18 protein-coding genes are annotated in these 26,831 nt (G+C 42.5%); 5 read left to right on the top strand and 13 right to left on the bottom strand.

The window, feature by feature from the left end; translation table 11 throughout:
- Positions 1–14: 14 nt before the first annotated feature.
- The 10 genes from MTO98_RS23980 to MTO98_RS24025 all read right to left on the bottom strand — a co-directional run bounded on the left by MTO98_RS23980 (position 15) and on the right by MTO98_RS24025 (position 10,742).
- The gene (locus MTO98_RS23980; RefSeq protein WP_243481513.1) at positions 15–950 is read right to left on the bottom strand and encodes a hypothetical protein; all 936 of its coding nucleotides are present in this window, start codon (positions 948–950) and stop codon (positions 15–17) included.
- A 10-nt stretch (positions 951–960) separates the two neighbouring features.
- On the bottom strand, positions 961–1,593 hold the full coding sequence (locus MTO98_RS23985; protein ID WP_243481514.1) for a hypothetical protein: 633 nt from the start codon (positions 1,591–1,593) through the stop codon (positions 961–963).
- A gap of 161 nt (positions 1,594–1,754) precedes the next feature.
- Positions 1,755–2,171, bottom strand: a complete 417-nt coding sequence (locus MTO98_RS23990) for a hypothetical protein (RefSeq protein WP_243481515.1) — start codon at positions 2,169–2,171, stop codon at positions 1,755–1,757.
- A gap of 30 nt (positions 2,172–2,201) precedes the next feature.
- Positions 2,202–2,789: a hypothetical protein gene (locus tag MTO98_RS23995; protein WP_243481516.1), complete on the bottom strand. Its 588-nt coding sequence runs from the start codon at positions 2,787–2,789 to the stop codon at positions 2,202–2,204.
- Positions 2,790–2,953: 164 nt separating this feature from the next.
- Positions 2,954–3,493, bottom strand: a complete 540-nt coding sequence (locus tag MTO98_RS24000) for a carboxymuconolactone decarboxylase family protein (RefSeq protein ID WP_243481517.1) — start codon at positions 3,491–3,493, stop codon at positions 2,954–2,956.
- Positions 3,494–3,576: 83 nt separating this feature from the next.
- The gene (locus tag MTO98_RS24005; protein WP_243481518.1) at positions 3,577–5,043 is read right to left on the bottom strand and encodes an alpha/beta hydrolase-fold protein; all 1,467 of its coding nucleotides are present in this window, start codon (positions 5,041–5,043) and stop codon (positions 3,577–3,579) included.
- Between the two features lie 11 nt (positions 5,044–5,054).
- Complete coding sequence (locus MTO98_RS24010) at positions 5,055–6,356, bottom strand: RagB/SusD family nutrient uptake outer membrane protein (RefSeq protein ID WP_243481519.1); 1,302 nt, start codon at positions 6,354–6,356, stop codon at positions 5,055–5,057.
- Positions 6,357–6,374: 18 nt separating this feature from the next.
- Positions 6,375–9,311, bottom strand: a complete 2,937-nt coding sequence (locus MTO98_RS24015) for a SusC/RagA family TonB-linked outer membrane protein (protein WP_243481520.1) — start codon at positions 9,309–9,311, stop codon at positions 6,375–6,377.
- A gap of 78 nt (positions 9,312–9,389) precedes the next feature.
- Positions 9,390–9,941 carry a carboxymuconolactone decarboxylase family protein gene (locus MTO98_RS24020; protein WP_243481521.1) on the bottom strand — a complete coding sequence of 184 codons (552 nt, stop codon included), beginning with the start codon at positions 9,939–9,941 and terminating at the stop codon, positions 9,390–9,392.
- Between the two features lie 252 nt (positions 9,942–10,193).
- A complete protein-coding gene (locus MTO98_RS24025; protein WP_243481522.1) occupies positions 10,194–10,742 on the bottom strand; it encodes a hypothetical protein in 549 nt (182 codons plus the stop codon).
- A 635-nt stretch (positions 10,743–11,377) separates the two neighbouring features.
- On the opposite strand from MTO98_RS24025, the gene MTO98_RS24030 reads away from it, so the two are divergent.
- The 5 genes from MTO98_RS24030 (at position 11,378) to MTO98_RS24050 (ending at position 21,325) form a co-directional block, all read left to right on the top strand.
- Complete coding sequence (locus MTO98_RS24030) at positions 11,378–11,956, top strand: RNA polymerase sigma-70 factor (protein WP_243481523.1); 579 nt, start codon at positions 11,378–11,380, stop codon at positions 11,954–11,956.
- Positions 11,957–12,017: 61 nt separating this feature from the next.
- Positions 12,018–13,160 carry a FecR family protein gene (locus MTO98_RS24035; protein WP_243481524.1) on the top strand — a complete coding sequence of 381 codons (1,143 nt, stop codon included), beginning with the start codon at positions 12,018–12,020 and terminating at the stop codon, positions 13,158–13,160.
- A gap of 282 nt (positions 13,161–13,442) precedes the next feature.
- Complete coding sequence (locus MTO98_RS24040; RefSeq protein ID WP_243481525.1) at positions 13,443–16,904, top strand: TonB-dependent receptor; 3,462 nt, start codon at positions 13,443–13,445, stop codon at positions 16,902–16,904.
- 35 nt (positions 16,905–16,939) lie between these two features.
- On the top strand, positions 16,940–18,823 hold the full coding sequence (locus tag MTO98_RS24045) for a RagB/SusD family nutrient uptake outer membrane protein (RefSeq protein WP_243481526.1): 1,884 nt from the start codon (positions 16,940–16,942) through the stop codon (positions 18,821–18,823).
- A gap of 282 nt (positions 18,824–19,105) precedes the next feature.
- The gene (locus MTO98_RS24050; RefSeq protein WP_243481527.1) at positions 19,106–21,325 is read left to right on the top strand and encodes a putative Ig domain-containing protein; all 2,220 of its coding nucleotides are present in this window, start codon (positions 19,106–19,108) and stop codon (positions 21,323–21,325) included.
- Between the two features lie 188 nt (positions 21,326–21,513).
- On the opposite strand, the gene MTO98_RS24055 is transcribed toward MTO98_RS24050, so the two are convergent.
- From MTO98_RS24055 to MTO98_RS24065, 3 genes are all read right to left on the bottom strand, one after another.
- Positions 21,514–22,962, bottom strand: coding sequence for a hypothetical protein (locus tag MTO98_RS24055; RefSeq protein ID WP_243481528.1), 1,449 nt, complete (start codon positions 22,960–22,962; stop codon positions 21,514–21,516).
- Positions 22,963–23,359: 397 nt separating this feature from the next.
- The gene (locus MTO98_RS24060; RefSeq protein WP_243481529.1) at positions 23,360–25,162 is read right to left on the bottom strand and encodes a glycoside hydrolase family 35 protein; all 1,803 of its coding nucleotides are present in this window, start codon (positions 25,160–25,162) and stop codon (positions 23,360–23,362) included.
- 78 nt (positions 25,163–25,240) lie between these two features.
- Positions 25,241–26,827 carry a RagB/SusD family nutrient uptake outer membrane protein gene (locus MTO98_RS24065; RefSeq protein ID WP_243481530.1) on the bottom strand — a complete coding sequence of 529 codons (1,587 nt, stop codon included), beginning with the start codon at positions 26,825–26,827 and terminating at the stop codon, positions 25,241–25,243.
- Positions 26,828–26,831 lie beyond the last annotated feature (4 nt).

Consider the following 26,831-nt stretch of genomic DNA (forward strand, 5'->3'; position numbering starts at 1 on the left):
CGCTACCTTAACGATTATCGGATAATTTCAAGTGGGGCACCTGCAGCTGGCCGGTAAAGATAGATGGGCAGTACAGTGACGAGGTCTTTAGTTTCACCTATAATAACAGATTTGCCCCTGAATTCATTATCCGTCCTGACCAAAGCAACGATCCTTCCGTTTCCAAAGAATGCCATTTTGTATTTTTCAATCGGATACATGTTAGTGATCTCTTTGCTTTCTTCCAGCTTTGGCCAAAAAGTATCGTTCTTTTCTTTGGTTCCGGAAAAAAAAGCCTGAGAATTTTCAACTTGTCGTTTATACAGCATATCTGCTATAGTATAAACGTCATGTGTTTCATTCGCTTTCCGGTACTGCTCAAAAACAGCCAGCGTTTCTTTTTGTAGCTTTTGCGTATCTTCCTTCTCCAGCAATACCCCATCGCTCCAGCCCTTTAATGTATACGGAACTTCGGCTTCAAATGTGCCTTTATATTCAGCATAAGGCAGGTTCGTCTGCGTGATATCCGGTGTTTCGAGGGTATACAAGGTTTTAAATGCCTCGGGATCCTGTTTACTATAATCTCCGATCTTCACTTTGATGTTCATTTTGCTTTTGTCGGTCAAAGCGGGTTCTGATTGATAATCGCCTTTCATAGCGGGATATAACCGGATGGTGATGGATTGCACGCCACTTTTCAAAATAAGATCAGACACCGGAAATACCGAACCGTTTATATCTCCTTCTTCTGTGTTGGTTAAGGCAGGCACATCGTTGATCAGGATTTGATAAGTACAGTGGTAGGCGCTGAAATCCAGAATAACCCTGGGGTTTTGATCATACATTTTTACCAGTTTATACATATTTTGCCATTCCTGTTTAATTTTTTCTTTGTTCAATGGCTTGTTATTTTGACTGCAGGATGTTGAGGCCATAGCCAGGAAAGAGGCTATAAAGATGATATATTTCATTTTATTTAGGTTAAGATTTACGTTTACCATGTAACAGGTTTTGCAGCTTCTGCGAGGTGTAACCACTTACCTTTTGATAACAGCCTGGGTTTGAAGTTTCATAAGTGGTTAGGATTTGCTGCCTAATTTGCCCAACAATGATAACGGGTATGTTTTTATCAGCCTTATTGAGCCGGGCCGCTGCAAGGATAAATGTATCGTTGTTAACCCAGGTTACTTCCTGTACACGTTGTGCGTAGCCGTAATAAGCTATCCGCTTCCATTCGCTATCCCGAACATAGCCTAATGAAATGTTCTGTTCCACATCTGAGCCGGTGGTTATGAATTTCCCATTCTTTTTATCGAGTAAAAGGTAGCTGTAAATATCAATTGTGTAGCAGCCATTGGGCGATGTACTTAATGCAGCTTTATAACCGGGGTAAAATGCTGTTTTGCTTTTTGCTTTTACAGAATTAATATTCTCAAATTTTTGAGCCTGTGCTGTTTGCTTGAAATCAGATAGCTTGAAATTGACGAATGTTTGTGTCCAGTTTTTGAGCGATCCGTTAAATGCGGTTTGATAGTTTATCAGGGATTGCGCATGAACGAACGATGGGAGGTTGAAAAGTAATAATAGCGTACAATATAAATAGCATTTGCTCATGGTTTCGGCTTGGTGTATCAACAACAAGCTTAGGCGAACATTGTTTACATTTGGTTATGCTATAATACCTGTAGGTTGTTCCGTTGCCTCACGCATTATTCTTTGATAATAAATTCAAAGACCGGGAGCTTTAGCAACAAGCATAACATACCCAACGCATGCTAATTTAATGGTATAGTTTCTACAGGCACATCCCAGTGCGCTATGACAAGTTCAAATCGTTGCTGTTCGGCTTTAAGATAGCTTTCCTGATCGGGAAAAAGTTGTTTTTTGTAAGGATCAACAATGCTGTAATCAAGTGCGAGGTGCTCTGTTTTAAATGTAAGGGTAACCTTAAAATCCCAGCGGGTATCCTCGCCGCTGTGCAACACCGGAGCTTCGGCTTTAATGCTCAGTACATCGCCTTTTTCCTGCAACTTTTTAAGCAGCCGGTAATGGTTCTTTTTCCAAAGCGCGATAAATTCTTCAGCATGCCCCCATTTTATTTTGTAATAATTTTCTATGGTTAATGGCTTATCCTGAGCCCATAAACCCGTACTGAAAAACAACAGTATTGCTAAAAGTCTAAGTCCTTTCATTTCCTGATTTTTTTAAACATATCGCCACTATCAGGCATATTGTAATAATGGGTGCCGGCTACCTGCGTTTTGGCTGGTGCCCATATGTGAAAATGCCACTTTATAAAAACTGCCTATTATATAATCGGCCAGCCTGATAGTATTGTTCCCTTCACCAAAATTGGTATCCGGATCACAAGAACTATTTGGATAGATCCTGAACCTGTCCGCAACCAGATCTGCCGGATCAAAATAGAAATGTAAATTCAAACCACAGTCACCGATATTCAAAGCCGGCCCCAATTGCGATACGTTTGGCTCAATCACGGTCAATTGCGCTCCCAGTGAGCCCATAACGTATTGAAGCTGATCAAGCTGCAGAAGATATTGCAGGCCATAAGTAAGCCGCGCGTTGCCGTAAAAGCTAACAGCCAGCGAACTTCCCGACATCTTTCTGATCAGCATTGAGGTTGGAGCATATAACGCCGATGGAACAAACCGCTTAAGATACCTTTCATTTTCAACACGGCTTTCACCAACCACTCTCAGGGCTGCCTGCCTCCGTGCGGGTGTTTCAAGTTCGGCAATGATCTCGATCTTATCAAATCCAGGATATTTTTTGACAGGGTTGCACAACATAGTTTATTTGAATTGCTTTATTTAAACTCAAACTATTTGCAGCTAATATAACAAATACACTATAAAATCTATAGATTTTATAGTGTATTTGTTTAAGCCAAATTTTACCTGGTGCTAAACCTGTTTCAATCAAGCTTTCAGGCTGGTTTCGCCTACTAAAATCTTTAAGATTTACCGTACCCGATATGTGCCAGTTGCTTTCCCATTTCCATGTAAGCTTCGTTTTCGGCCGGTGCCCAGGTGCCCAATCCGTCTACATAACGGTTGTACATGCAAAACGCCGCAGCTATTAAAACGGTATCGTGGATCTCCTTATCGGTTGCCCCAAGGTCGCGGGCGGCTTTAATATCTGTTTCCTTTACGTTTTTGCCGCTGCCCTGTACTTGGTGTGCAATATTTAATAACGCTCTTAGCTTGTCTGAAACATCGGTATTGGGTAAACCGGCTTTGATCTCATCAATCAATCCTACACCTGCATTCAAATGCGCCGCGGCTGCCGCAGCATGGGATGTATGGCAAAAGTGGCATTGGTTACGGTACGATACCGATGCCGCTATGATCTCACGCTCCCCGCTGGTAAGAGTTGATGGCCCGCGTAGCAACGTTTCTGCAAGTAAAAGTAAAGGCTGCGCAGTTGCAGGGCTGTAATTCAATAAACCCACAATGCCCGGTAATTCTTCGTTGAGTAATTTAATATGTGCCATAAATACTTATTTAAAGTGATTTTTGTTCATAAATCCGGAAAGTAAAATACAAACCGGATTTTATGTTTTTAGTACCGATAATGTTATTTTTTTAAGTTAAGTTCCTGGTATTTCTGCTGAAGAAATCGGTATCCGCTTGTCCTATATTCCGGAGTAGATACGGTAAAGTGGTCGCCGGGATAATAGGCAAACTCAAAACCAGCATCCTTCGTTTTCATTTCTTTTTCCAGCAATACAACTGCATAATTCAATAAAAAATTATCCTGATTGCCTACCGACACCCTGATCTTACCCTGCAGGTCATTTTTCAGTTGCTGCCAGTTTGTTTTCAGGTATAATGAGATATCATATTTTTTCCATTGCGCTACCGTGCCTGAATCAATTGAACCGCTGGCCTCATCGCAAAGTTCCCGGGGCTGTCCATCTGCTTTTTTTGCACTAAATACATAATTGAAGGAATGCATTTGCCCCCCGCGGTAAAGTACATGTTCCATGTTGTACATGGTCTTCATCATGATCCAGGGGAAGCGACCCGCAATAGTGCCTGCTACCCGCAGTGAACTATCCTTTGCATAAAACATATTATTGTCCTTATACAGATCAATCTCCTGAAAACTCCTGAAATCTACCGGATCGGGTGAACTCGACCAGCAAGCCGTAAATACTTTTGGGTAGTGTGTTTGCAGCCATAGTACTGTCCACCCGCCGCTGCTGTGCCCTGTAAGTAACCGGGCGGCATTGGTCCTGTAATTTTTTTCAACAAGGGGGATGAGCTCCGTTGTCAAAGCATCGCCCCAGGGGCCATTATTTTCACTGTTAGCGTAAACGCTATGGCCCCCCGGGCAACGGCCATCTAAATAAACCCTGATACAAGCGGTAGTATCTATTGGCAAACCTGGATCATTTTTGCCCGAGTAAGCGTGATAATCGCCCCCAAATCCAGATACCCAGTATAGCACCGGAAATTTCCTTAAAGGCTGATCATAATACTCTTTGGGTAGTATAACAGCAGCATTTACCGTAGCCGGTCTTTTATAGAAGGCAGTAAGCAACGCAGACGGAGCCTTCAATTCTTTAACAAATTGCGTTTCCGTAAAACTTTGCTCCCCTATCACCTTGGCGCAAACAACGTTAAATGTTTGCCGTGTATCTTTGCCGAACTTTACTACCATAGGGCCGTTGTACATATTACCCGGGCTATCGCCAATAGAGGCTCCTCCCCCATTTCTGTCCCAAACTACCTGTACATGGTAAGAGCCTCTTTCTATTTCCGACAGTGCAACCGGGTAAAAAACGGCCGCATCGTTAAATACTACTTTCTGGCCCGGCTTTACATCTTTTACCGAAATAAAAAAACAAGGAAACTTTTCCATTCCTATCATCCCGTCTTTAGGGCTGACAGCATCTTTAGAAAGATATAAAAACACCCTGCCTGTAAAACTTCCGGCAGATGCATTTGCAGTATAGCTGGCAGTTATTTGCTGACTTATGGCCTGCAACGAGCAGGCACATAAGCAACAAAGGACCATTATTTTATGAAACATTTTCATCCTGGTAAGTTTTATTGTTCGGTTACAGGTAATGGAAATTCGGGCCACACATCATCTCCCGGCCTATCTATCGGTAAAGTGTTCAACAAGCTATACCGGCGAAGATCGACCCAGCGGTGCCCCTCAAAAAACAACGAATAACGGCGCTGGTTAAGCATTTCTGTTATCAAGGCCGACTTAGTGACAGCACCCGCATAGACCCCAAGCCCATGTCCCTGCCTGATGATATTAATTGCTTTTACCCCCTCTGTAAAATTATCTGATTGAATATTTGCCTCGGCATAAATCAATATCAGCTCTTCATTACGAATAATTGCTATTGGCGCAGTACTTGAGGTATACACCCAAACATCACGGTTACCGGTGAGTCCGCTTAGCGACGCCGGATTAGCACGGAGCGCAGTTTTATTGATCCTGTCATCACCTGTGGCAATATTTGCTGCATAAGTTGGATGCGCAACCCTGACTTCGCCGGTTTGATTTTGAGGGATAAATACCGGGTTGAGCTGATCGCCAAGGCCTGTACCGAATATATGGTAAACGCCCGTATTAAAATCATTGCTTAATTTCAGGAATGACCCGTTCAGATCAGTGAGCGCAGTTTGCCAGTTGCCCTGGTAAACGCTAACCCTTGCAGCAAGCGCCCTGTTAAATTTAACTAAACCGGCGGCATCACTCAAAGTACCAAAACCAGCCAGCTGAAAGGAGATAGTAGCCCCGGTCAGATCTGTTTTTGCTGAATCCAGTAAAGATGTAATAGCTTTTAACCCATCAGCATAACCTACAAAAGGGCCAAGCTTAGCCGGATTTGCAACATCCACCCTTATCCCGTGCGAATAAGTGAGGTTAAGGTTAAGCAAAAGCTGGTAAGCCTTTATAGTACGTGCAAAACCTATATAACCTTTCTTTTGCTCATTGCTGATATGGGTAGAATTGTTTGCCGCTTCGGCAAGTATATTACAGTTTTTCACAACCCGGTACTTAGCCGCCCAGGGGATAGTAATATAAAAATTGCTTCCGCTAAGGGTTGCATCATTGGCGCCAAGCAAATCAAGAACGTACCGCGGTTCCGAAACAGATAAACGGTAAATCTCCCGACCGATAACGCTTACATCATCGAGGTAAAAATTAAGCGAGGTCCTCATACCCGATTCTGTACCGCTAACCAGGTTATTAAGTTCACTTTGGGTGGCATTTCGTGTCAGGTCTTCAACCGTAGCATTGTTGAGGTTGCCGTAATCTTTTTTGCATGCCGTAAACAGGAGGCCGAATGCAAGGGCCAGTGTGCCGTATAATTTGATATGTTGTTGCATAATGATTCCTTTTTTAAATTAAAAATTGAATGAAACGTGAAGCGCCGCGCGTTTGCTTGATGGATAAGGATCTATATCCACGCCCGATGAAAAACCTGTGCCAAAATTTGATACCTCTGGATCATATCCTTTGTATTTGGTGATAGTGAAGTAATTATTCAATGATGCACCAACATTGATGGATTTTACAAAAGTTCCGGGAAGTTTATTGAACGTATAATATAGCCCGATTTCGCGGAAACGCAGATATGTTGATGTTTCTACCGTTTGATGTGCATCAGACCCGATCTTCATCAACTGTGAAACCCCATATGGCACATGAGGAATGCTGCTCGGGTTATCATAAGTAGCACTGGTACCTCCAAATACGTTCTGAAGGCTGGTAACATTCACGTTTTGACCTCCTTTTTTCCAATGGATCAAAAAGCGAAGGCTCAATTTATTAAAAAAGGTAACTTCGTTATAGGTATTCATCTGAAATGTAGGCTCGGTGTCGCCTAACACGCCTATCCCCTTCCCGTTGAGGCCAACAATCTGTGTTGCTGACTTACCCTGTTCTATCTGGAATGTACCTAACAGTACACCACCGGTTGAACCTAATTGTACCGGCGGTACAGTTAGCTTAGTAATCTTAGAACGGTTAAACCAAAAGTTTACCGAAGTATTCCAAACTACATCTTTTAAAGCAACAGGTTTGGCATTTAGCCCAAGCTCGATACCGTGATTGGTCAGGTTACCGGCATTTGTCCATTGTTGCGCATAGCCTGACGATGCCGGCGGGGTAGTCAGCAGCAGGAAATCCCTGATATTTTTATGATAATAGGTCAGTTCAAAGCCTAAGCGTCCTTTTAATAAACTGAAATCAATACCTGTTTCAAGCTCGGTTTGCCTTTCAGGCTTAATTGCCGGGTCGCCTTCCTGTGTATTAACCAACAAACCCGGATAGCCACCAATATTTGATACGCCCATCGAAGTAAATTTACTACCATAGGCCGGAACGTTATTAGCCTGGCCGTAAGCTGCACGCAGTTTGATATTATCAAAAAGCCCCTGTTTGATAACGCCCAGATCAGTAAGGTTTACAGATAAGCCTGCTTTAGGATAAAAATAATATTTGGCTACATTGCCGTTATTGCTTGACCTATCCAGCCGCAAACCTCCGGTTAAGGTGATAGCATTAGCTATTAATGCTTCTTCTTGTAAAAAAAAGCCCTGGTTAAGGTATTTGGTGCGCAGTTGCGTGGCATTTAAAGCGCCTGCCTGGTCAACGTTTGACTGGCCTGCTATAACCTGCGTAGCTACATTAAGCAGGTTATTATAATCGCCTGTTTCGCGCGTTAAGCCGCCTGAAGTAGTAAGCGATAAATTTGACGATGCCGTAAATGTGTTTACCAGCGAAAGTATAAAGTTGGTACTTAAGTTTTTTGTGGAGCCTTGTACAGACATCCCTTTATTGATGGCTTCAAACTGTAAAATGCTCGGGAATAACGCGCTGGTTTGCAGGTTGTAAAAATCAATACCACCCCTGCCTATAAATTTGGTTACGCTGCTGTTGCTCTTTTGAAGCATAACATCCAGGTTGGCACCGGTGATGAACCTGTTCACCGATTCGTTATTCTGCATCAGCGCAATGGTTTGCAGCGGGTTGGATGCCGCAAAAGGATTGGCAGGATAATTTCCGTCTTTATCCGGGTGCAACTGGGCAAATCCCGGCGTTGAGGAAAGCGCAATCCCCGTGGTTACCCCTGCATTATCGTTACCAAACAATCCCCTGTCGGCAGATGAATTGATATAATTGGTGCTGATCCCTAATTTAATATTGTCTGAAACTTTGTGATCCAAATTCAACCTAACGCTGGTGTTTTTATAACCGGTGCGCTGAACCAGCCCGTTTTCATCTTTTTGGGCCACCGAAAAGTAAAACCCGGTTTTCTCGTTTCCACCGTTCATGGTTAGCACGGTATTTCTCAGGAATGGCGTATGATCATAAATTTCTTTTTCATAATCATAAATATGCCCTGCTGATTGCGCTGCCAGAAACTGGTTGGTTAGCGTAGCTGAGTCGCCGGGTAAGGTAGCGGCAGTTTGTGCTGTAAACTTTCTAACACCTAATAATTTTATCGGCCTTAAAAATCCCACATCCTGCGATAATGAAATATTTGTTTTGCCCTGCTTTCCCCTTTTGGTGTTGATGATCACTACCCCACCCGATGCTTTTGAACCGTAGATTGCAGCGGCGGAAGCGCCTTTCAATATCTCGATGCTTTCGATATCCTCTGCTCTCAGGTCGGCAATCCTGCTTGAGGGATTGTCCTGGTTGGATGTTGCACCGGTAGTGCCTGCAGATGTAACCGCATTTAAACCACCAGAAGTGGCCGTGTTATCCACAAAAACGCCATCTACAACATATAAAGGCTGTGTGTTGCCAAACACCGAAGTTACGCCACGCAGCTTTACCGAGATACCGCCACCCGGGGCACCCGAGTTAGCATTAATATAAGCGCCGGGAATTTTTCCCTCCAAAGCGGCGTCAAAAGTTTGTGCGGGTGCTGTACCGTTTAATGTTTTAGCATTGATCACCGCCACCGCATTGGCCAGGTTTTTTCTTTTAACAGTAGTAGCCAAACCGGTAACAACCACCTCGTCGAGGTTGGCAACGTCTCCGGCCAGTTTTACCTGGATGGTTGATAACCGCGATACGTCGATGGTTTGCGCCTTGTAACCTATGGCACTTACCGTTATTATCGCATTGTTTGGAATGCTAATCGTGAATTTGCCGTTTGCATCAGATACTGTAACCAATGCATTATTTTTCAGGGCTATTGTTGCTCCCTGCACCGGGCCGTTTTTTTCGGTAACTACAGTTCCCGTTAATGTTTTAGTTTGTGCAAAAAGCAGCACAGGCATGGCTAATAAAAAAAACATGCCTGCAATAAATAGTAATTTTTGTCTCATTGTTTTGGGTTTGGTTTGATACATCAGGATTTTAAATAAAAGGCGTTTACCAAGCTGTTCATATATTTTAAAACCAGCTTATTTTACAACGGGAACAAGGCCTCCGTAACCACCTTCAACAACTTGTTTCGCCCTTGGCGGGTATGATGCCAGGTCTGTTGGGGTGTTTGTAGCAAGCCCGTCAACATAGCGGTTAAACATGCAGAATGCCGCTGCTATAAGTACAGTGTCATGCACATCATTATCGGTTGCTCCTGCCGCCTTTGCTATTGCTATTTGATTGTCCGTTACAGATTTTCCGCCTTTTTGAACACTTGCGGCTACCGATAATAATGCTTTTAGCTTGTCAGAAATCCCGGCGTTTGCATAATCTCTGATCACATGGTTAACGAGATCATAATTTTCATCAAGATAGCAGGCTGCTATAGCACCATGCGAGTGCTGGCAATAAAAACAATTATTTAAATAGGAAACGTAGGTTCCAATCAATTCCCTTTCGGCCATAGTTAGCCCATTGTTTGAACGTAAAAGGGTATTGGCCAATTGACCCAGCGGACCGGCAATATCTGGCCTGTATGCCAGCAGCGAACGCATGCCCGGCAAATTTTGATCTAAGCTTATGTGCGGCATTTTTATAATGTTGATTAAGTATCACACCATAGGCAAGCTCTGAACTGTTATATTATACAGCAAGCCCCTTGATATGACGGGTAATAAATTCAGATTAAACTATCCGGTAAATATTTTTGCGATTACACAGTTGCAGGATATTTGCAACCATCAAAAGCAATGGCAAGCTGCGGGTTTGAATTAAACAGCTGCATCCGGCATCACATTGAGTTAATTCAACTGTATGCTAAGGCATTTCCGGAAAAAGTGGAGTTAAGAAAGAGATTTGGGTGGCTGCTCGGGGATTTCCAGCTTATGGCAGTTAAAACTGATCACAGGCTGTACCAGCCTTATGGCTAACATTTTAAATGGAGAAGTAAATTCAAATATTCCAAACACGAAGTGTACTCCGTCAACTACCTGTGCCTTGCCATAGGGCACATGTTCTTTTGCCGGAATCTTTAAATCACCTATATCTTCAGCGTGAATGATATTTTGGGATGACAGGCGGGTTGTTTTGTAATTTGGGACACACATGAGGTAAATTGCATTCCGGGTAACCCGCATTTTCACGTAATTATAAGCAGCATTGGCAAACTGAACCTGCCCGCTCACCTTCTGGTAATCAGACCATTCTGAAGCTATGGATATATTTACGGGGATCTTTACCTCAACCAGCTCATCTGTTTTGTAAAGGCCTTTACCAGTTTGTGCTGTAAAAAACTGATCTGCCTTATAATTCAAATAATTATAAACAATAAGCTGCCCTACCAAACTGAACAGGTAAATATGAAGTACTAATATAACGGCAACCTTTTTCAAAAGCTCAACTTATAATTGGGTGACTAAATTTGCCACATATAATCAAGTAATCAAAATTATTTTATCATTATAATTTAAGTTTGTTGAGGTTTATTTACGCCGGGCAATAGGTTTAGGAAATTCCATGGCCTTTTTCGTCCGGTTTACGTCATAGGCTATATCGGGGGCACTGACCTTATCGGGTTATTGTACCGCCAAATCGTTGATCTCTGTTTTATCAGCCGCCGGGTTATAGAGAAGCCATATTAAATCCTTAATCACACACCAACTTCCAACAGGTTAACCGGGCATAACAGGCACTAAAATGCTTATCCAATTTTAATAAAGGTACCTGGCAGCGTTACTCATTGGATGAAAAAATTACGCTTAGCATAAAATGAAAACAAATAAATTTCTTGCATAAACATAAATTTGCTTTATTTTAATTTAATTTGAAACTTAAATTATGAGACCTTCCGGTTCTGTTCAGGATTTTTGTTACATCCCTCATGGGAGTTGACGATGCTATTTTACTCAAGTACGATAATGTTAAAGCTACATTTTACACATTTGCCTATAAAAGGTTTATTCAGCTTGATACAACAGGATTTTCAACCTGTAGAGGGCTACTTTTTTAGGTAATTTAACCAATCGCTATGATCAGTTATAATTCTCTAAGCGATTCAGAGCTAACAAATCTGCTTAAGTCAGATGATTCGCTGGCGTTTGCAGAAATATATGACCGCTACTTTGGCCTATTATATGTACATGCATTTAACAGAGTAAGAGACAAAGAAGAAGCAAAAGACGTTGTACAGGAATTATTTACTTTTTTATGGGCAAATCATGCCACTATCGAGTTCAAAACCAACCTGTCAAACTATTTGTATACCGCCACCCGTAACAGAATATTAAACCTGATAGGGCGTAAACAGATCCATGAAAGATACCGTTTAAAATTACCTGAATACATCATTACCTCCGGATTAACCGACCATTTGGTAAGGGAACGTCAGTTAGCAGAAATAATTGAAAAAGAAGTTCAGGCATTACCTCCTAAAATGCGCGCCGTTTTTGAAATGAGCCGTAAATACCATATGACTTATAAGGAAATTGCAGAGCAACTGGATATTACAGAACAATCCGTTAGGAGCCATGTAAAAAATGCGCTTAAAATTTTGCGGGTTAAACTGGGGATAATAGCTTTTCTGGCTTTTATTTTATTAAATAAATAATTTTTTACCCCCCTGCCTGCCAAGCAATTTGTCTATATCCAATAAGACAATATCTAAGCAATTGAGCCAAAAATTTAATGTTCAGGATTTACTAAGTAAGTATCATGCCGGCACTATAACCGATGATGAACGCATTTTATTAGAAGAATGGTACATCAATTGGAAGCCAGAACGGCAAGATCTTTCTCATAGAGAAATTGAGCAAATGAAATCGAAAGTTTGGCAGTCGCTAAACGTTGATGTTAAACCCGCTGCACCGGCGCGGTTATGGCCGCGAATAGCAGCAGCGGCTTCCATTATATTTTGCATATCAATTGCAGGCTATTTTGTTGTAAATCCAAAGCATCCGCACCCGCAAATCGCTGCAAAAATTCATAAGCAAGATATTGCACCTGGGGGTAATAAAGCAATCCTGACATTAAACAATGGCCTGCGGATCAATTTGAACAGTCAGGTTAATGGAACAATTGCCAAACAAGGTAATGCTAAAGTTGTAAAAATGTCAAACGGGCAGCTGGCTTACGCTCCGGAAGCTGCGGATGCTTCATCTGTAGTTTATAATACCCTGAGCACACCACGCGGCGGCAAGTACGACCTTGTTTTATCTGATGGCACAAAAGTATGGCTCAACTCAGCGTCTTCCATTACTTATCCCACGGTTTTTAAAGGTAAAAACCGTACGGTGAATATCACTGGCGAAGTTTATTTTGAGATCATCCATAACGCCAAACAGCCCTTTATAGTAAATTTTAAAGGGAACACTGTTGAAGACATCGGTACTCAATTCAATATAAACGCTTATGATGACGAGCCGGTGATCAAAACCACAGTGGTAGAAGGTAGTATAAAATTATTAAAAGATTCAAAAAGTGTAACCCTCCACCCCGGACAACAAAGTATTACTTCTTTGTCCGGTAACGAAATAGAAGTGAGAGATGCCGATATTAATGAAGCAACCGCCTGGAAAAACGGCATGTTTAAATTTAAACAAGCTAAAATTGAAGAGGTTATGCGGCAGCTTTCGCGTTGGTACAACGTTGATATTTCATACCCTTTTGGTATTCCGAAGACTGTATTTTCAGGAGAGATGATCAAAGATGCAAATGCATCGCAGATATTAGATATGCTTACTTATTTCAAAGTAAATTATGAGATCGTGCAGCAAACCAACGGCACGGGGAAGAAAATTATAATCAAGCCTTAACCTAATCAACTAACCAATTACTTACAACTAAACCTAAAAACATGAAAAATTATTACGTCAAATGAACTAACCCGAAATCAGGGTTCTTAAAAGAGCGCAGAAGTGGGTCGAAGCACTTCTGCGGCAAAGTTTGAGTCAACCCTTCCGAATAAATCGGTAAAACAAATTGGAGTATTATCTTATGTGTTAACCCCAAACCTCACAAATGTAATGAATTTTACAAGTGTCTTGATAGCGGTATGCCCAAAAAAGGGCTCGTCAATCTACAAACTTATTATGGTTATGAAACTAACCACTCTCCTTTTGATAATTACATTATTACAGGCAAGCGCTAAAAGCTATGGTCAAAAAATCAGCTTAAGCGAAAAAAATGCCCCTTTAGAAAAGGTATTATCTCAGATTAAAAAACAATCAGGTTATGTTTTTCTGTACACAGACCAGGACCTCGTCAATACCTCAATTAGCGTTAACGTTAAAGAGGCCTCAATTGAAGAAACGCTAAACGCCTGTTTCAGGGATGCCCGCATAGGGTATAAGATTAACGGTAAAAACATCTTGCTGAGATCTATAGATTTAAAAACAGACGATTTACTGAACGGCCTGAAATTATCTATAAACATTAAAGGCAAGGTGTTGGACGAAACCGGAAAACCCCTGGCAGGTGCCAGCGTAAAACTTAAGGGCGGAAGCTTAGGAACGCAAACCGATGCAGAAGGCCGGTTTACTTTAAACAATGTTCCCGACGATGGGATCCTCCTTATCTCTTTTGTGGGATACGCATCACAGGAAGTACCTGCGAAAAAGAACCTGGACAATATACAATTAGCACCGCTTGCTTCAGATTTAAACCAGGTTGTTGTTGTTGGTTACGGAACTCAGAAAAAGGTTGTGGTATCCGGTGCGGTATCTGACGTAAAGGGTTCAGAACTCGCCAAGTCATCTTCCGTTAATCTTTCCAATTCCCTTGCCGGCCGCTTATCTGGTATAGTTGCTATACAATCCAGCGGTGAGCCTGGTGGTGATGGCTCTACTATCCGTATCCGTGGTATAAACTCCTTGTCGGGCGGCAATACGGATCCGTTGATCGTAATTGACGGAGTTCCGGGCCGGGCCGGCGGTATTGATAGGATAAACCCTAATGATGTAGAGAGTATTTCGATATTAAAAGATGCGTCCGCTGCAATATACGGTTCGCGGGCGGGTAACGGCGTAATCTTAGTTACCACCAAACAGGGAAAATCAGGCAAACCTCAATTTACCTATGATTTTTATTACGGCCTGCAGCGCCCCACCCGGACGCCTAAAATGGCTAATTCTCCGGAATATGCCGAAATCATGAATGAACTGCAGATTTTCAATTCGGGTTTAAATCAAAGCAATTGGAGTGATGCCTGGCAAGCTTTAAAAACCACAGGTTCGTACACCCGGCCGGATATTGACGGCACCATTAATGCAGCATTTTCGCCGGAGGCCATGCAGAAGTTTAAAGACGGGTCTGATCCACTCAGATACCCTAATACTGACTGGTTTGGCACAGTATTTCAAAATTGGTCGCCTCAGCAAAGACATAACCTGCAGGTTACGGGCGGCAATGAATATACCAAATACCTTGTTTCACTTGGCTATTTGAACCAGGATGGATTTTATAAAAATTCGGCCACCCGGTACAAACAGTATGATATGCGGATTAATGTTGAATCTAAAATCAGCAAGTATATTACTACCGGGTTAAGCGTTACGGGCCGGGAAGAGAACCCTAATTATCCAACAGTTAGTGCTGCCAACATCTTCAGGTTTATCATGCGCGGAAGACCAACCGACGTTGCTATCTGGCCTAACGGCTCGGCAGGACCGGATATTGAAAACGGGATTAACCCCGTAGTGGCTTCTACCAACCAAACCGGGTATGATAAAAACACAAAGGATTACCTGCAAACCACAGGCAAGTTAGAAATTAAGGTGCCCGGCGTGGAAGGGCTAAAGCTAACCGGTACGGCATCTCTGGATAAATATTGGGACCGTGAATCGGTATGGAGAACGCCATATCAGTTATACTCGTGGGATAAAACCACGCTTCAGGCTGATGGAAGCCCGCAATTGCAGGAAAAGAATTTTTACCCGGATCAGTTTCATACACCAAACCTATCAGAGAAAAATATCAATGAGCTTGACATAAACCTAACAGGCATGGTCAATTATGATAGAAACTTTAACGGGCATGCTATATCATTAATGGCGGGTGTACAACGTCAAACTTCAAATAGCAGCGGCTTTAACGCATTTAAGACCAATTTCATATCATCGCAAATTCCGCAATTGTCATTTGGCCAGGAGTTAGGACAGGCAAATGGAGTTAACGATGTTTTCAAAAGCGCCCGTTTAAGCTATTTCGGTTCGGCTAATTATAACTACAAAGAGAAATACATCGCGCAATTCCTGTGGAGGGTTGACGGCTCGTATATCTTTCCTCCCAGCCACCGATTCGGCTTCTTTCCGGGTGTTTCAGCGGCATGGCGCGTTTCAGAAGAAAACTTCTTTAAAAACAACATTCCGTTCGTAAACAATTTCAAGTTAAGGGCATCCTGGGGCCGAATGGGTGCTGAAGCATATTATGGAGGGGCACTTAAAGAATATCAATATTTAACTTTACTGGCTACCAGCAACAACATGTTTAACGGTCAACCTGTCAGCACTGTGTATGAAGGCACCGTTCCAAACTTTGATTTTACCTGGGAAGTAGCAAATAACACCGATATCGGGCTGGATGCCAGCTTCTTAAACAGCAGACTATCGGTAACATTCGATTATTTTTACAATCTGCGGTCAAATGTATTAGCGCCTAAAACAGGTTCAATACCAGGAAGCGCAGGTATCCCGGTGTATAATTTCCCTCCCGTAAATCTTGGCAGGCTAAAAAATACAGGTTATGATTTTAGTGTAACTTATAGTGACAGGGCCGGCGATTTTGGCTATAGCTTTGGCATAAACGGGGGCTATGCTAAAAATAAAGTGCTGTATTTTGATGAAACCCCTGGTGCACCAAACTGGCAACTTGCTACAGGTCACCCAACAGATGCATGGTTATTATATCAATATGACGGCGTTTTCAAAGATCAGGCTGAGATTGATGCAAATAAACTTGATTACAGCGGGCTGGGTATTTCAAATTCAAGTTTAAGGCCCGGCGACATGAAGTTTCAGGATGTAAACCACGATGGTAAAATTAATGGCGATGATAAAGTAAGGATGGACAAAAATGGTACGCCTACTTTTACGGGTGGTGTTAATATCAACCTGCAATACAAAGGCTTTGATCTGAGTGTGCTTGTTCAGGGGGCTACCGGTGGTTTGCAAAAGATAGGTTTAACCGAATCAGGAAGCATTGGTAACTACCTGGAATGGTCATATCAAAAACGCTGGAGTATAGATCACCCAAGCAGCGTTTATCCGCGGCTATCTGATTCCAACAGCGGCGCTACTTACTTTACTACCAGCGCATCAGATAACACTTACTATGTAATTAACAGCAATTACATTCGGATCAAGAACGTTGAATTAGGTTATACATTCCCAAAACAATGGATACAAAAACTGGGACTTAATTCTTTGAGGATTTATACCAACGGCATCAACCTCGCTACTTTCGATAAGATCAAAATATGGGATCCGGAATCCACCAATACCAACGGACAATATTATCCGCAGGCTAAGGTGATTAACATGGGTGTTAAAGTTACTTTTTAAGGGATTTCAGATAAATCATTATGAAAGGAATTGATATGAAAACGATAATTAAAAATAAAAATCTGTATATGCTTGTATTCATCATGCTTATGGGTACAGCTTGTAAAAAGGATTTTCTAAATGTAACACCTCCTAACCAGCTATCGGCCGATGTAGTTTGGAGCGATCCGGTATTAGCAGAGGCATACATGAACGATGCCTACAAGGGCTTGCTAAGTGGCGGGTTATCAGAACAAATGCTCGCTTCGGTATCTGATGAGGCCCTGTTTAACCACACCGGCCGGGGCATTGACATAGTTAATACAGGCAATGTTAGCCCTACTACTACCGGCTGGATTGATGACGCGTGGAACTGGGACAGAATGTACCTTTATATCAGGACCTGCAATACGGCCATCGATCGCCTGGTTAGTGGTAATAACAAAATTTCAGATCAGGCAAAAAAGGATCAATTTTTGGGCGAAGCATATTTTTTAAGGGCTTATTATTACCAACAATTATTACGTTTTTATGGTGGCATTCCCCTGATCACGAAGGTATATAACATTACCGACGACCTTAAGGTGAAGCGTAATACTTATGAAGAATGTGTAAACTTCATTATAAAAGACTGTGATGAAGCCAATAAGTTACTATCCGGTAAAACAATGGATCAGGGGCGCGGAACTGCACTCGCGGCGCTGGCTATCAAATCGAGGGTATTGCTTTACGCGGCAAGCGATTTGCACGACAAGGTGAAGCTTACAGCGAAAGTTAGCGGTATTCCTGACCAAACTTTGCCGGTATTATGTTATACAACAGGCAATCAGGCCGACAGGTACCGTTTAGCCCAGACTGCTGCTAAGGCAGTTATGGATGCTGATACCCGCGCAGGCTATAAACTTAATCTGTCAGCCCCGGCTTCAGCCGACCAGGGAACCATTAATTACGCAAGCATTGCCATGGGCGGAGGCAGTAAAGCTCCAAACATTGACCCTGCTGGCGCTTCGGAGATTATTTTTGCCAAGTATTTCCTCTTACCCAATTATGCAGTGACCCCTAACCTTTATAATGGCCCAAATGGCTATCATAACTGGGGCGGTAATTCACCCATTGGCCTTTTAGTTGATGATTATGACATGCAGGACGGTACGCCCTTCAGCTGGTCAAAACCGTCGGAAAAAGCAAATCCGTATCTGAACCGTGACCCTCGCTTTTATGCAACCGTTTTGTATGATGGTTCCGGCTGGAAACCTCGTGATAAAGTTTCGGGTAATGTTGATCCTGCTAATCAAATTCAAACCGGTACCTATGATTTGATGATTGATGGAAAATTAACCACATTTAACGGGTTGGATACCAGGAATAGTTCGCTGGAAAACTGGAATGGCACCTACACCGGCTATTACTATCATAAGTTTACCGATCCTGATCCTAATATCATAGATCAAAATATGCCTCAAACTATTCCGTGGCCATTTTTCAGGTACACAGAAGCCGTGTTGAATTATGTTGAAGCATCTATTGAACTTGGTGATACAGGCCCGGCAGTCACCTGGTTAAACAAGATCCGTTTCAGGGCAGGCATGCCTGCGGTTACGGCATCAGATCAAACAGGGCTCAGAACAATTTATCGCCACGAACGCCGGATAGAAATGGCTTACGAAGAACAACGCTATCATGACGTTCGCAGATGGTTGATAGCTAATGAAACTGTTGGCAGGAAGGTAACCATAGTAACCGTTGCAGGAAAATTCAAATCAGGCAAAACATTGGCTGCTCCATATCATTATGACTCATCGGTTTATGATTACACATATACCCCATCTGAGTATAATGTACTGGAAAACAGAGCGTGGAATAATGCCCTTTACTTTAGGCCAATTACCCGCGATGAGATAAATAAGAATAATTTGCTGGTACAAAACCCGGGATATTAAACCATCCCGATTGCCCCAACCAAACCGGGTAACGAGCCAACTGCTTCGCAGCACGTGCGGCAAAATTGTAATTATTAAAAAGGACCCTTTCTGCGGAAGGGTCCTTTTAAAAAACATGTAGTATCAGCTTACTTAGGTGCATTATTAAAAATCGTGCGCCAATCCACACAATTCGTATCTATCGATGCCATTTGCGTTTGTTGTTAGCAGCAACCGTGCAGGTATCTGCATGAGCTTCTAACAGTAAAACCAAAACACCAAATTGTTGAAAATTAAATATTTATGAAAAAATCAATACTACTTGCCTTGTTGCTTGTTGTTTTTGCAACGGCTTCAGCGCAAAATATCCCTTTGCTTAAAGGGTGGAAGTTTACCACTGGCGATTCACCCGAGTGGGCCAATCCTGCCTTTAATGATCAAAATTGGCAAGCCATCAATGTCCAAAAAAGCTGGGAAGCACAAGGCCATCAAAATTATGACGGTTTCGGTTGGTACCGCCTGCATGTTGTAATTCCTTCATCATTGAAAGCCAGTGCCTATTTGAAGGATAGCCTGCGAATTGAATTAGGCCATGCCGACGATGGTTATGCCGTTTACCTGAACGGACACCTGTTAAATCAAAATTTTAAAGGAGACAATATTCAAAAAGGGAGGTACGGCCCTTGTAAAGCATTACTTGCTACCCAAAACCCTGCTATTCTTTGGGATAAAGACAACGTTATAGCCGTCAGGATCTTTGACACCGGCGGAGATGGTGGTCTGTATGGCGAACCTAAGCAGTTTAACGCCGAAATGCTGGATGTTGTGGATTACGCCCGGATTAATACAGATGGTGATTTCGATTATAGCGATCAAAAAAGTTTGAGTAAAAGCGTAAAAGTTGAAACTAACAGCCAATATCAATACAAAGGAAAACTGTATTTTACAGTCACCGACCCGGCAACGGATAAATTAATTTATAGTAAGACCGACGATGCCGCCTTTGCCACCAAAAAGGCATTTGAGAAACGCTATGAACTTAAAGATCTGGCCCCAAAGTCCTATACACTAACTTATACGTTTATTGATGATCGTTCAGGAAAAAAACTGATCAAAACAGAACATGCGCCCTATATCTTAACGCCGGAAACAAGTAAAAAACCAAGGATCAACGGTGCCGATATTTATGGGCAACAACCAGGGCACCCATTTCTTTATAAAATACCGGCAACAGGCGTGAAACCGTTAAAATTTGAAGTTTCCGGCCTTCCACAGGGTTTAACGTTGGATAAAGCCACCGGGGTAATCACTGGCACAGTTACCAAACGGGCGGCTTATCCTGTTCAAATTAACGTAAGTAACTCTTTAGGTGTAGCCAGGAAAAAATTCATCATCAAAATAGGCGATGAAATTGGTTTAACACCCGCGTTAGGCTGGAACAGCTGGAATGCTTTTGGCCTGAGTGTAAATGACGCCCGGGTACGGGTTGCTGCAAAAAACATATCCGACAAATTGAGCGGACATGGCTGGTCATATGTAAACATTGATGATGGATGGGAAGCAGAAAAACGGGGAGACGACGGGGCGATTGTGCCCAATGAGAAGTTTCCGGACATGAAAGCTTTAAGCGATTACATTCATGGCTTAGGCTTAAAGTTTGGCATTTATTCGTCGCCCGGCCCCATGACCTGCGGCAGATACCTTGGCAGTTATCAGCACGAGGATCAGGACGCGCAAACCTATGCTAACTGGGGTGTAGACTATTTAAAATATGACTGGTGCTATTATGGCGATATAGCCCCTGCAAGCCCCACTATCGATGAGTATAAAAAGCCATACCAGGTAATGCGCGCATCATTGGATAAAACCAATCGGGATATTTTTTATAGCCTTTGCCAGTATGGTATGGGAGAAAGCTGGAATTGGGCAGGTGAAATTGGCGGCAATAGCTGGCGAACTACCGGAGACATTGTGGATACCTGGACAAGCATGAGCAGTATAGGCTTTAACCAACTGATGGCTTCCCCTCATGCGCGTCCCGGCCATTTTAATGATCCGGATATGCTGATAGTAGGCAAAGTTGGATGGGGCGACAATCAGCACAACACCCGCTTAACACCCGACGAGCAATATACCCATATTAGCTTGTGGAGCTTGCTGGCATCCCCGCTTTTAATAGGCTGCGACCTTGGCCAATTGGATAGGTTTACACTTAATTTGCTCACCAACGACGAAGTACTCGCTATTAACCAGGACATTCTGGGCAAACAAGCGGCACGTGTACTAACCAAAGACGATTATCTGATTTATGTAAAGGATTTGCATGATGGCAGCAAAGCAGTAGGTATTTTCAACATTTCAGATAACTACAAAAACATCACTGTCGATTTAAACAATCTTGGCCTGGGGCATTTTACTACGATAAGAGACGTTTGGCGTCAGAAAAACTTAGCACTAAACAACAAGGCCCTAAAAACCGGTATACCATCACACGCAGTAACATTGCTTAAACTAAGCAATTGATTTACATTTTTTTTAAGAAACTTCCGGTTAAAAACCGGAAGTTTCTTATCATCAGTGATTGATATCCGTTACTGGTACTTTACATCATGATCAACTTTCAGCGGAGTACTAATCAATTAATTTCAAGCTATTTAACTAATGAAAGATGAATTTTGTATAGAACCATTACCTTACAGCTAATTGCATTTTTAATGCTTTATAGGTTTGCAAACTAAAACCAAACCAGGGTCTGAAAGATCGCCTGCGGTCTTTGCCGAAAGCCCAACCTCTCTGATAATATCTCCGGAAAGAATAATTTTATTACCGCTAACAGTGATTCGCTTAGTTATATCAATAGGCGTATCACCTGCAAGGTCCTGTGCCCAAAACTTGTATCCGTGCCCAATGGCGTTAGGAAGAATGAAAGTCAATGACTGATAATCGCCAAATATGCCTATGGGCCTATCTAACCCTGGAATTTGTTGAACTACACTAACACGCCTGCTGATATAACTACGGTTTAATGCGCGGCCAATTGTAGCAATAGCAATGGCCCCATTGGGATATCTCGACGATAAAACAAATGGTTGATCCCCGGATTTCTCGACGATAACCGCAGGTGATAAACCACGGCTTATCCTGGCCGGGGCAGTAGCTTTCAAAGTATCGCCAACCTTAGCATCGCCCCAGGTGTCCCTGAACCCAACCACCCAGGTATCCTGCAACGCAATATTGTCTATATAAAAATCCTTTGATCCTACTTTAAACGGTATTGCTATACGATGCCAGCGTACTCCGCGAACCACTTCATCTACCCGTAATTTTATGTCCCTGCCAACAGGAGGAAATGCAAAATCACGCTTTCCATCCGGAAGATCACCTTTAAAAGGGTGCCGCATTACCCCTATTGCACACCCCAAACCGGCGGCAATGTATGGCTCATCTTCACAATTGATAATAGTATTTGTATTAAGTTTTGAGCCATATGAAACAAGATCAGCAATCCGTTGTATGGTAACCGGCTGAGCAATTACATTTTGAACATCATACGTTCTGTAAACATCGGCAAAGTTCAAAGACTCTTTGGTTATTGCATGTTCGATAGTTAAATGCGGTGCATAAGTTTTCCCTAACCGGGTTAACATTCCCCTCCACTCTGCGTTATGCTCCTGCCTTCCCCAGTCTACTTTCAAATAAGCAAAATCGGCTTTGTTGGCAGCTTGCATTCTTACCTTCCAGTAAGCTTCGGGGCTTAACTGGCTGATACCAGCCTCCTGTGCACTTATCCAGCCGCCGGCACCTTTCCAACCTGCTGCTTTTACGGCCTTAACAAATTTGCTAAGTCTTTCTTCCGCATTGCCTGTAAATGAAGGGAATCTGCTTTCATCCAATTCGTCTAAGCCGATGTATTTGCTTTTACCCGAATTTTCGGATTTCGGAATGTCCCACGAATCGTCCATAACAAAAATCAGGTCCTTCCTGATTTTTGGATAAAATTTTATCCATCCCTGATAAGTACTGTCGCCAAACAGGTTGCTTTCATTTAATGCCTGCCGCGTTGCTTCTGTAGAAGAGTAGCTGCATACATAACCCTGAATGTTCCAGGTGTTAAAATAATCGGTTGCTGCAGATGGCTTATCAGGAACCAGAGATTTCACTTTTTGTGCGTAGCTACATTCGTTAATACCAAACAACGAGAGAACTAAAAGTGGGATTACATTTTTGATTATCACTATTATAGAAATTTTATTTCGACTATGCTGGCAGGTGAAGTATATCATGAGCAAAATACAATTTCCGCACTATAATTTAAGCAGATCATTTGTATATTATACTATCAGATTAGCTTTATTCCAATTAACCCGCTAAAGTATCGCTATAATAAAAAGGTATATAAACAATAAAAAAATCAGAAACAGCCAAAAAGAAAAAGGCTGTATTGCTACAGCCTCTTATAACTCCGCCTCATAAGTATGATTAGCAATTACGCTTCGCAAACCAAATGTGAGGGTTGCCTTTTTCCTTTAGTTTACTATCCTTGCAGATGCATAATTATTACTCAAGGGTTTTAACCCCTTTTATAGTATTTGCAGCCGTGTCATGCAAGTCAAAAACAGTAACGTTATTTTCGCCTTTTTGCAGCCAGTTTGCAGGGCAATACAGATGAAACTGCGGGCCCGTGTTCCAATACCGGCCAAGGTTATGTCCGTTAACCCAAATCACACCTTTTTTAAAGTTACTCAGGTCCAGATAAGTATCTGCAACTGTTGTCAAATCAAATTTTCCTTTAAAAAATGTACCGTCATGAAAGCTTTTGGTATCATTGGTTTTAAGCTTAGTTATGAACTGATCATCCATAGGGAGTTTATAAATTTCCCAATTTGTAAGTGTCATACCTTCTAACGTAACCCTGTCCGTGATGCCTTTACGATCTATCATGTACTGCGCAAAATTGATGTGCCCCATGTTTTCTACCAGGATATCAAGCTGCGGGTCTTTTACATCCGAAGGCGGTATTTTAACTGTCCATTTGCCGCCATCACGATAAATGGTATCCACCAATTTACCATTGAGCAATACAAGGGCATAGTCATGTGGTTCGGTGATGGTAAGGGTTCCGCTTTTGCGGCCTACCAGCTTCGTTCTGTATAAAATAAAACCATAGTATTGGCCAAGTGCCTCCATAGGTACCGGCTGAGGTGATTTTACTGCTGCTGGCAATTCGTTCCAGATAGTGTTGACCGGTTTCATATCAAAAGCCGCAACTTCAGTCACAAGGGTTGGCTTTGGCACATTGGGGATCTTATATTTTACATATTTAGCAATGAGGTTGCGCAAGGCGTAGTATTTTGAAGTAGGCTCGCCACGCTCGTTAACAGGCGCATCATAATCATAGCTGGTAACATCGGGCTGAAACTGCGTAGGTGTAAATGCATTGGCACCGGCATTGAAGCCAAAATTAGTACCACCGTGTACTACATATAAATTAAACGATTTCTTATGCTCAAGCAAGTAAGTAACATCTTTTACAATACCTTCATTGCCTGGCTTTTGCCATTTCTCTTTCCAGTGGGTTAACCAGCCCGGGTAGCTTTCACTGCTAAAGGACGGCACGTTGGGGTTTTGTTTTGCAGCCTGCTCAAAATCCGCATCGCTTGAGCCGCTGTCCAGTCCTATAGCTGCGCCGTCAACACCGCCCGCTTCAAGCATAAACGCCGTTGGGCCATCGGCAGTGTAAAATGGTACATTGATGCCATTTTTTACCCAAAGCTCCTTTAATGCGTTAACATATTCCCGGTCATTAGCATAGCTGCCATACTCATTTTCTACCTGTACCATTATTATAGGGCCGCCATTGGTACATTGTAAACCTTTCACCTGTTCAGACAGCACACCCACAAACCGGGTAACTTCGGCCATATACCGGGGATCCATGCACCTTAGCTTAATATCCGGAATTGTTAACAGGTAAGGGGGCAAACCGCCAAAATCCCATTCGGCACAAACGTAAGGACCAGGGCGCAGTAATACCCACATGCCCTCTTCCTTACAAATACGTATAAATTCGGCGATATCCCTATTCTCTGTTTTAAAGTCGAACACGCCTTTTTCCTGCTCATGATAATTCCAGAAAATGTAGGCAGCAATAGTATTACATCCCATGGCCTTAGCCATTTGAATGCGATGACGCCAATACATTTTAGGTATCCTGGCGGGGTGCATTTCGCCGCTGATGATTTGAAAAGGTTTACCATCAAGCAAAAAGTCGTTTTTACCTAATGAGAATATGTGTTTTTGCTGAGCTTCAGCAATACCCGATGTTAAAATAACAAGAACAAACAGGAGTATCTTTTTCATTATAATGGGTATAGTTATAGATTGATCAGTATAATATAACCGGAAAGGCGGTAAACCCTTCCGGTTGGACCGGAGTGTTTACCAGCCCGGATTTTGTACCAGTTGTTTATTCAGGTCAACCTCATTTTGAGGGATTGGCCACAAGTAATCGCGGCTGGCATTGAACTGCCTTTTTTCAACAAGGATATGCTGTCCGTAATCTGCCCTTGATGAGTTGAAATAGTTAAGGATACCATAGGCATTACCAGGCATTACACTTTCTGCTGTTTTCCACCTGCGGATATCAAACAAGCGGTTATCTTCCATCGGGAATTCCACATGTCTTTCGCGCCTTACAGCAGCCCTTAGCTGGGCCTGCGTTGCGGCTTTGGCAGCTGTTAATGCAGGCATATTAACGCCGGTCCTTTGCCTTACTTTGTTGATGGCATCATAAACAGACTGATCTATTGTACCTGCTTCTATTTTAGCTTCGGCATAGTTCAGTAATACTTCGGCATAACGGATCAATACGATATCGTTATAAGAGTTAGCATCGTAATTGCCCGATATTACTGTTGGAATGTATTTTTTATAATAGTAACCGCTAAACGAAGCGTTATTTTTACCCAAAGCATCGATCGAGTTAGGGCTGGTTACATCTATAGTACTGCCGTTAACTACTGTACCTGGCACAACCACGGTAAGTTTAAGCCTTGGGTCGCGGTTATCAAATGGTTTTGCGGCATTATATAAAGGCGAATTATCGATAGTGTTACCGTCTGTACATTCATAATCATCAACCAGTTTTTGCAAAGGCACCACCTGCGACCAGCCACCGACAGTAGGCCCGCCAACCCATGTAGCCGTTCCGTTGGCATAGGTATTGGCAATATACTGGCCTGCAAGAATTATTTCCGGACTGTTTTTATTGGTACCGTTGAATAAGCTCAGGTAATCTCCGTCAATGCTATATTGAGTAAGGTCCATCACAGCTTTTGCAGCGGTTGCAGCTTCTGCGTATTGTGCATTATAAAGCAAAACGCGCGCTTTTAAAGCCAAAGCCGCGCCGCGGGTTATCCTTCCCTGGTCGGCAGTACCATAGCTAAGTGGCAAGTAATTAGCTACCGTATCTAACTCGGCAACTATAAACTTAGCTACATCTGCCTTGGGCGTTCTTGCAACATCAAACTCGCTGATAGCCTGTACGTGTGTAATTAGCGGCACATCGCCGTACATGCCTATCAACTGCTGGTAAGCGTAAGCCCTTAAAAAGCGCGATTCGCCAACAAGCCGTTTGTGCATATCATCGCTCATACCGGTTACTTTGTTAATGTTATCAAGCACGTTGTTGGCAGCCCCGATCATGGTATAAAAGTTTGACCAATAGTGACTGAAAACCCCGTTGCTGGCAGTTCCTGTACCATTGCCTGCGTATTGAATGTCATCAGGCCAGTTACTCCATGAATAACTATCATCAGTAGCGCACGATAAAAATATCCTATCGGTAAAATCACCAAGATACCGATAGATATTATTCACAGCTTGAACCGCGTTAGTTTCTGTTTTCCAATAAGTTGTACCCGACGATGCATCTAAAGGCTGTTTATCAAGCAGGTCTTTTTTACAGGCCGAAAAACCTGTAGCTACAACAGCCAGCATTAATATAATATGTTGAATCTTTTTCATCTCT

It is taken from the genome of Mucilaginibacter sp. SMC90, from assembly GCF_022811725.1.
Lineage (GTDB): Bacteria > Bacteroidota > Bacteroidia > Sphingobacteriales > Sphingobacteriaceae > Mucilaginibacter.

Bases quoted from the DNA above. Each gene is read 5' to 3' on its own strand.
- MTO98_RS23980 (WP_243481513.1), bottom strand. From the start codon at position 950: ATGAAATATATCATCTTTATAGCCTCTTTCCTGGCTATGGCCTCAACA.
- MTO98_RS23985 (WP_243481514.1), bottom strand. From the start codon at position 1,593: ATGAGCAAATGCTATTTATATTGTACGCTATTATTACTTTTCAACCTC.
- MTO98_RS23990 (WP_243481515.1), bottom strand. From the start codon at position 2,171: ATGAAAGGACTTAGACTTTTAGCAATACTGTTGTTTTTCAGTACGGGT.
- MTO98_RS23995 (WP_243481516.1), bottom strand. From the start codon at position 2,789: ATGTTGTGCAACCCTGTCAAAAAATATCCTGGATTTGATAAGATCGAG.
- MTO98_RS24000 (WP_243481517.1), bottom strand. From the start codon at position 3,493: ATGGCACATATTAAATTACTCAACGAAGAATTACCGGGCATTGTGGGT.
- MTO98_RS24005 (WP_243481518.1), bottom strand. From the start codon at position 5,043: ATGAAAATGTTTCATAAAATAATGGTCCTTTGTTGCTTATGTGCCTGC.
- MTO98_RS24010 (WP_243481519.1), bottom strand. From the start codon at position 6,356: ATGCAACAACATATCAAATTATACGGCACACTGGCCCTTGCATTCGGC.
- MTO98_RS24015 (WP_243481520.1), bottom strand. From the start codon at position 9,311: ATGAGACAAAAATTACTATTTATTGCAGGCATGTTTTTTTTATTAGCC.
- MTO98_RS24020 (WP_243481521.1), bottom strand. From the start codon at position 9,941: ATGCCGCACATAAGCTTAGATCAAAATTTGCCGGGCATGCGTTCGCTG.
- MTO98_RS24030 (WP_243481523.1), top strand. From the start codon at position 11,378: ATGATCAGTTATAATTCTCTAAGCGATTCAGAGCTAACAAATCTGCTT.
- MTO98_RS24040 (WP_243481525.1), top strand. From the start codon at position 13,443: ATGAAACTAACCACTCTCCTTTTGATAATTACATTATTACAGGCAAGC.
- MTO98_RS24045 (WP_243481526.1), top strand. From the start codon at position 16,940: ATGAAAACGATAATTAAAAATAAAAATCTGTATATGCTTGTATTCATC.
- MTO98_RS24050 (WP_243481527.1), top strand. From the start codon at position 19,106: ATGAAAAAATCAATACTACTTGCCTTGTTGCTTGTTGTTTTTGCAACG.
- MTO98_RS24060 (WP_243481529.1), bottom strand. From the start codon at position 25,162: ATGAAAAAGATACTCCTGTTTGTTCTTGTTATTTTAACATCGGGTATT.
- MTO98_RS24065 (WP_243481530.1), bottom strand. From the start codon at position 26,827: ATGAAAAAGATTCAACATATTATATTAATGCTGGCTGTTGTAGCTACA.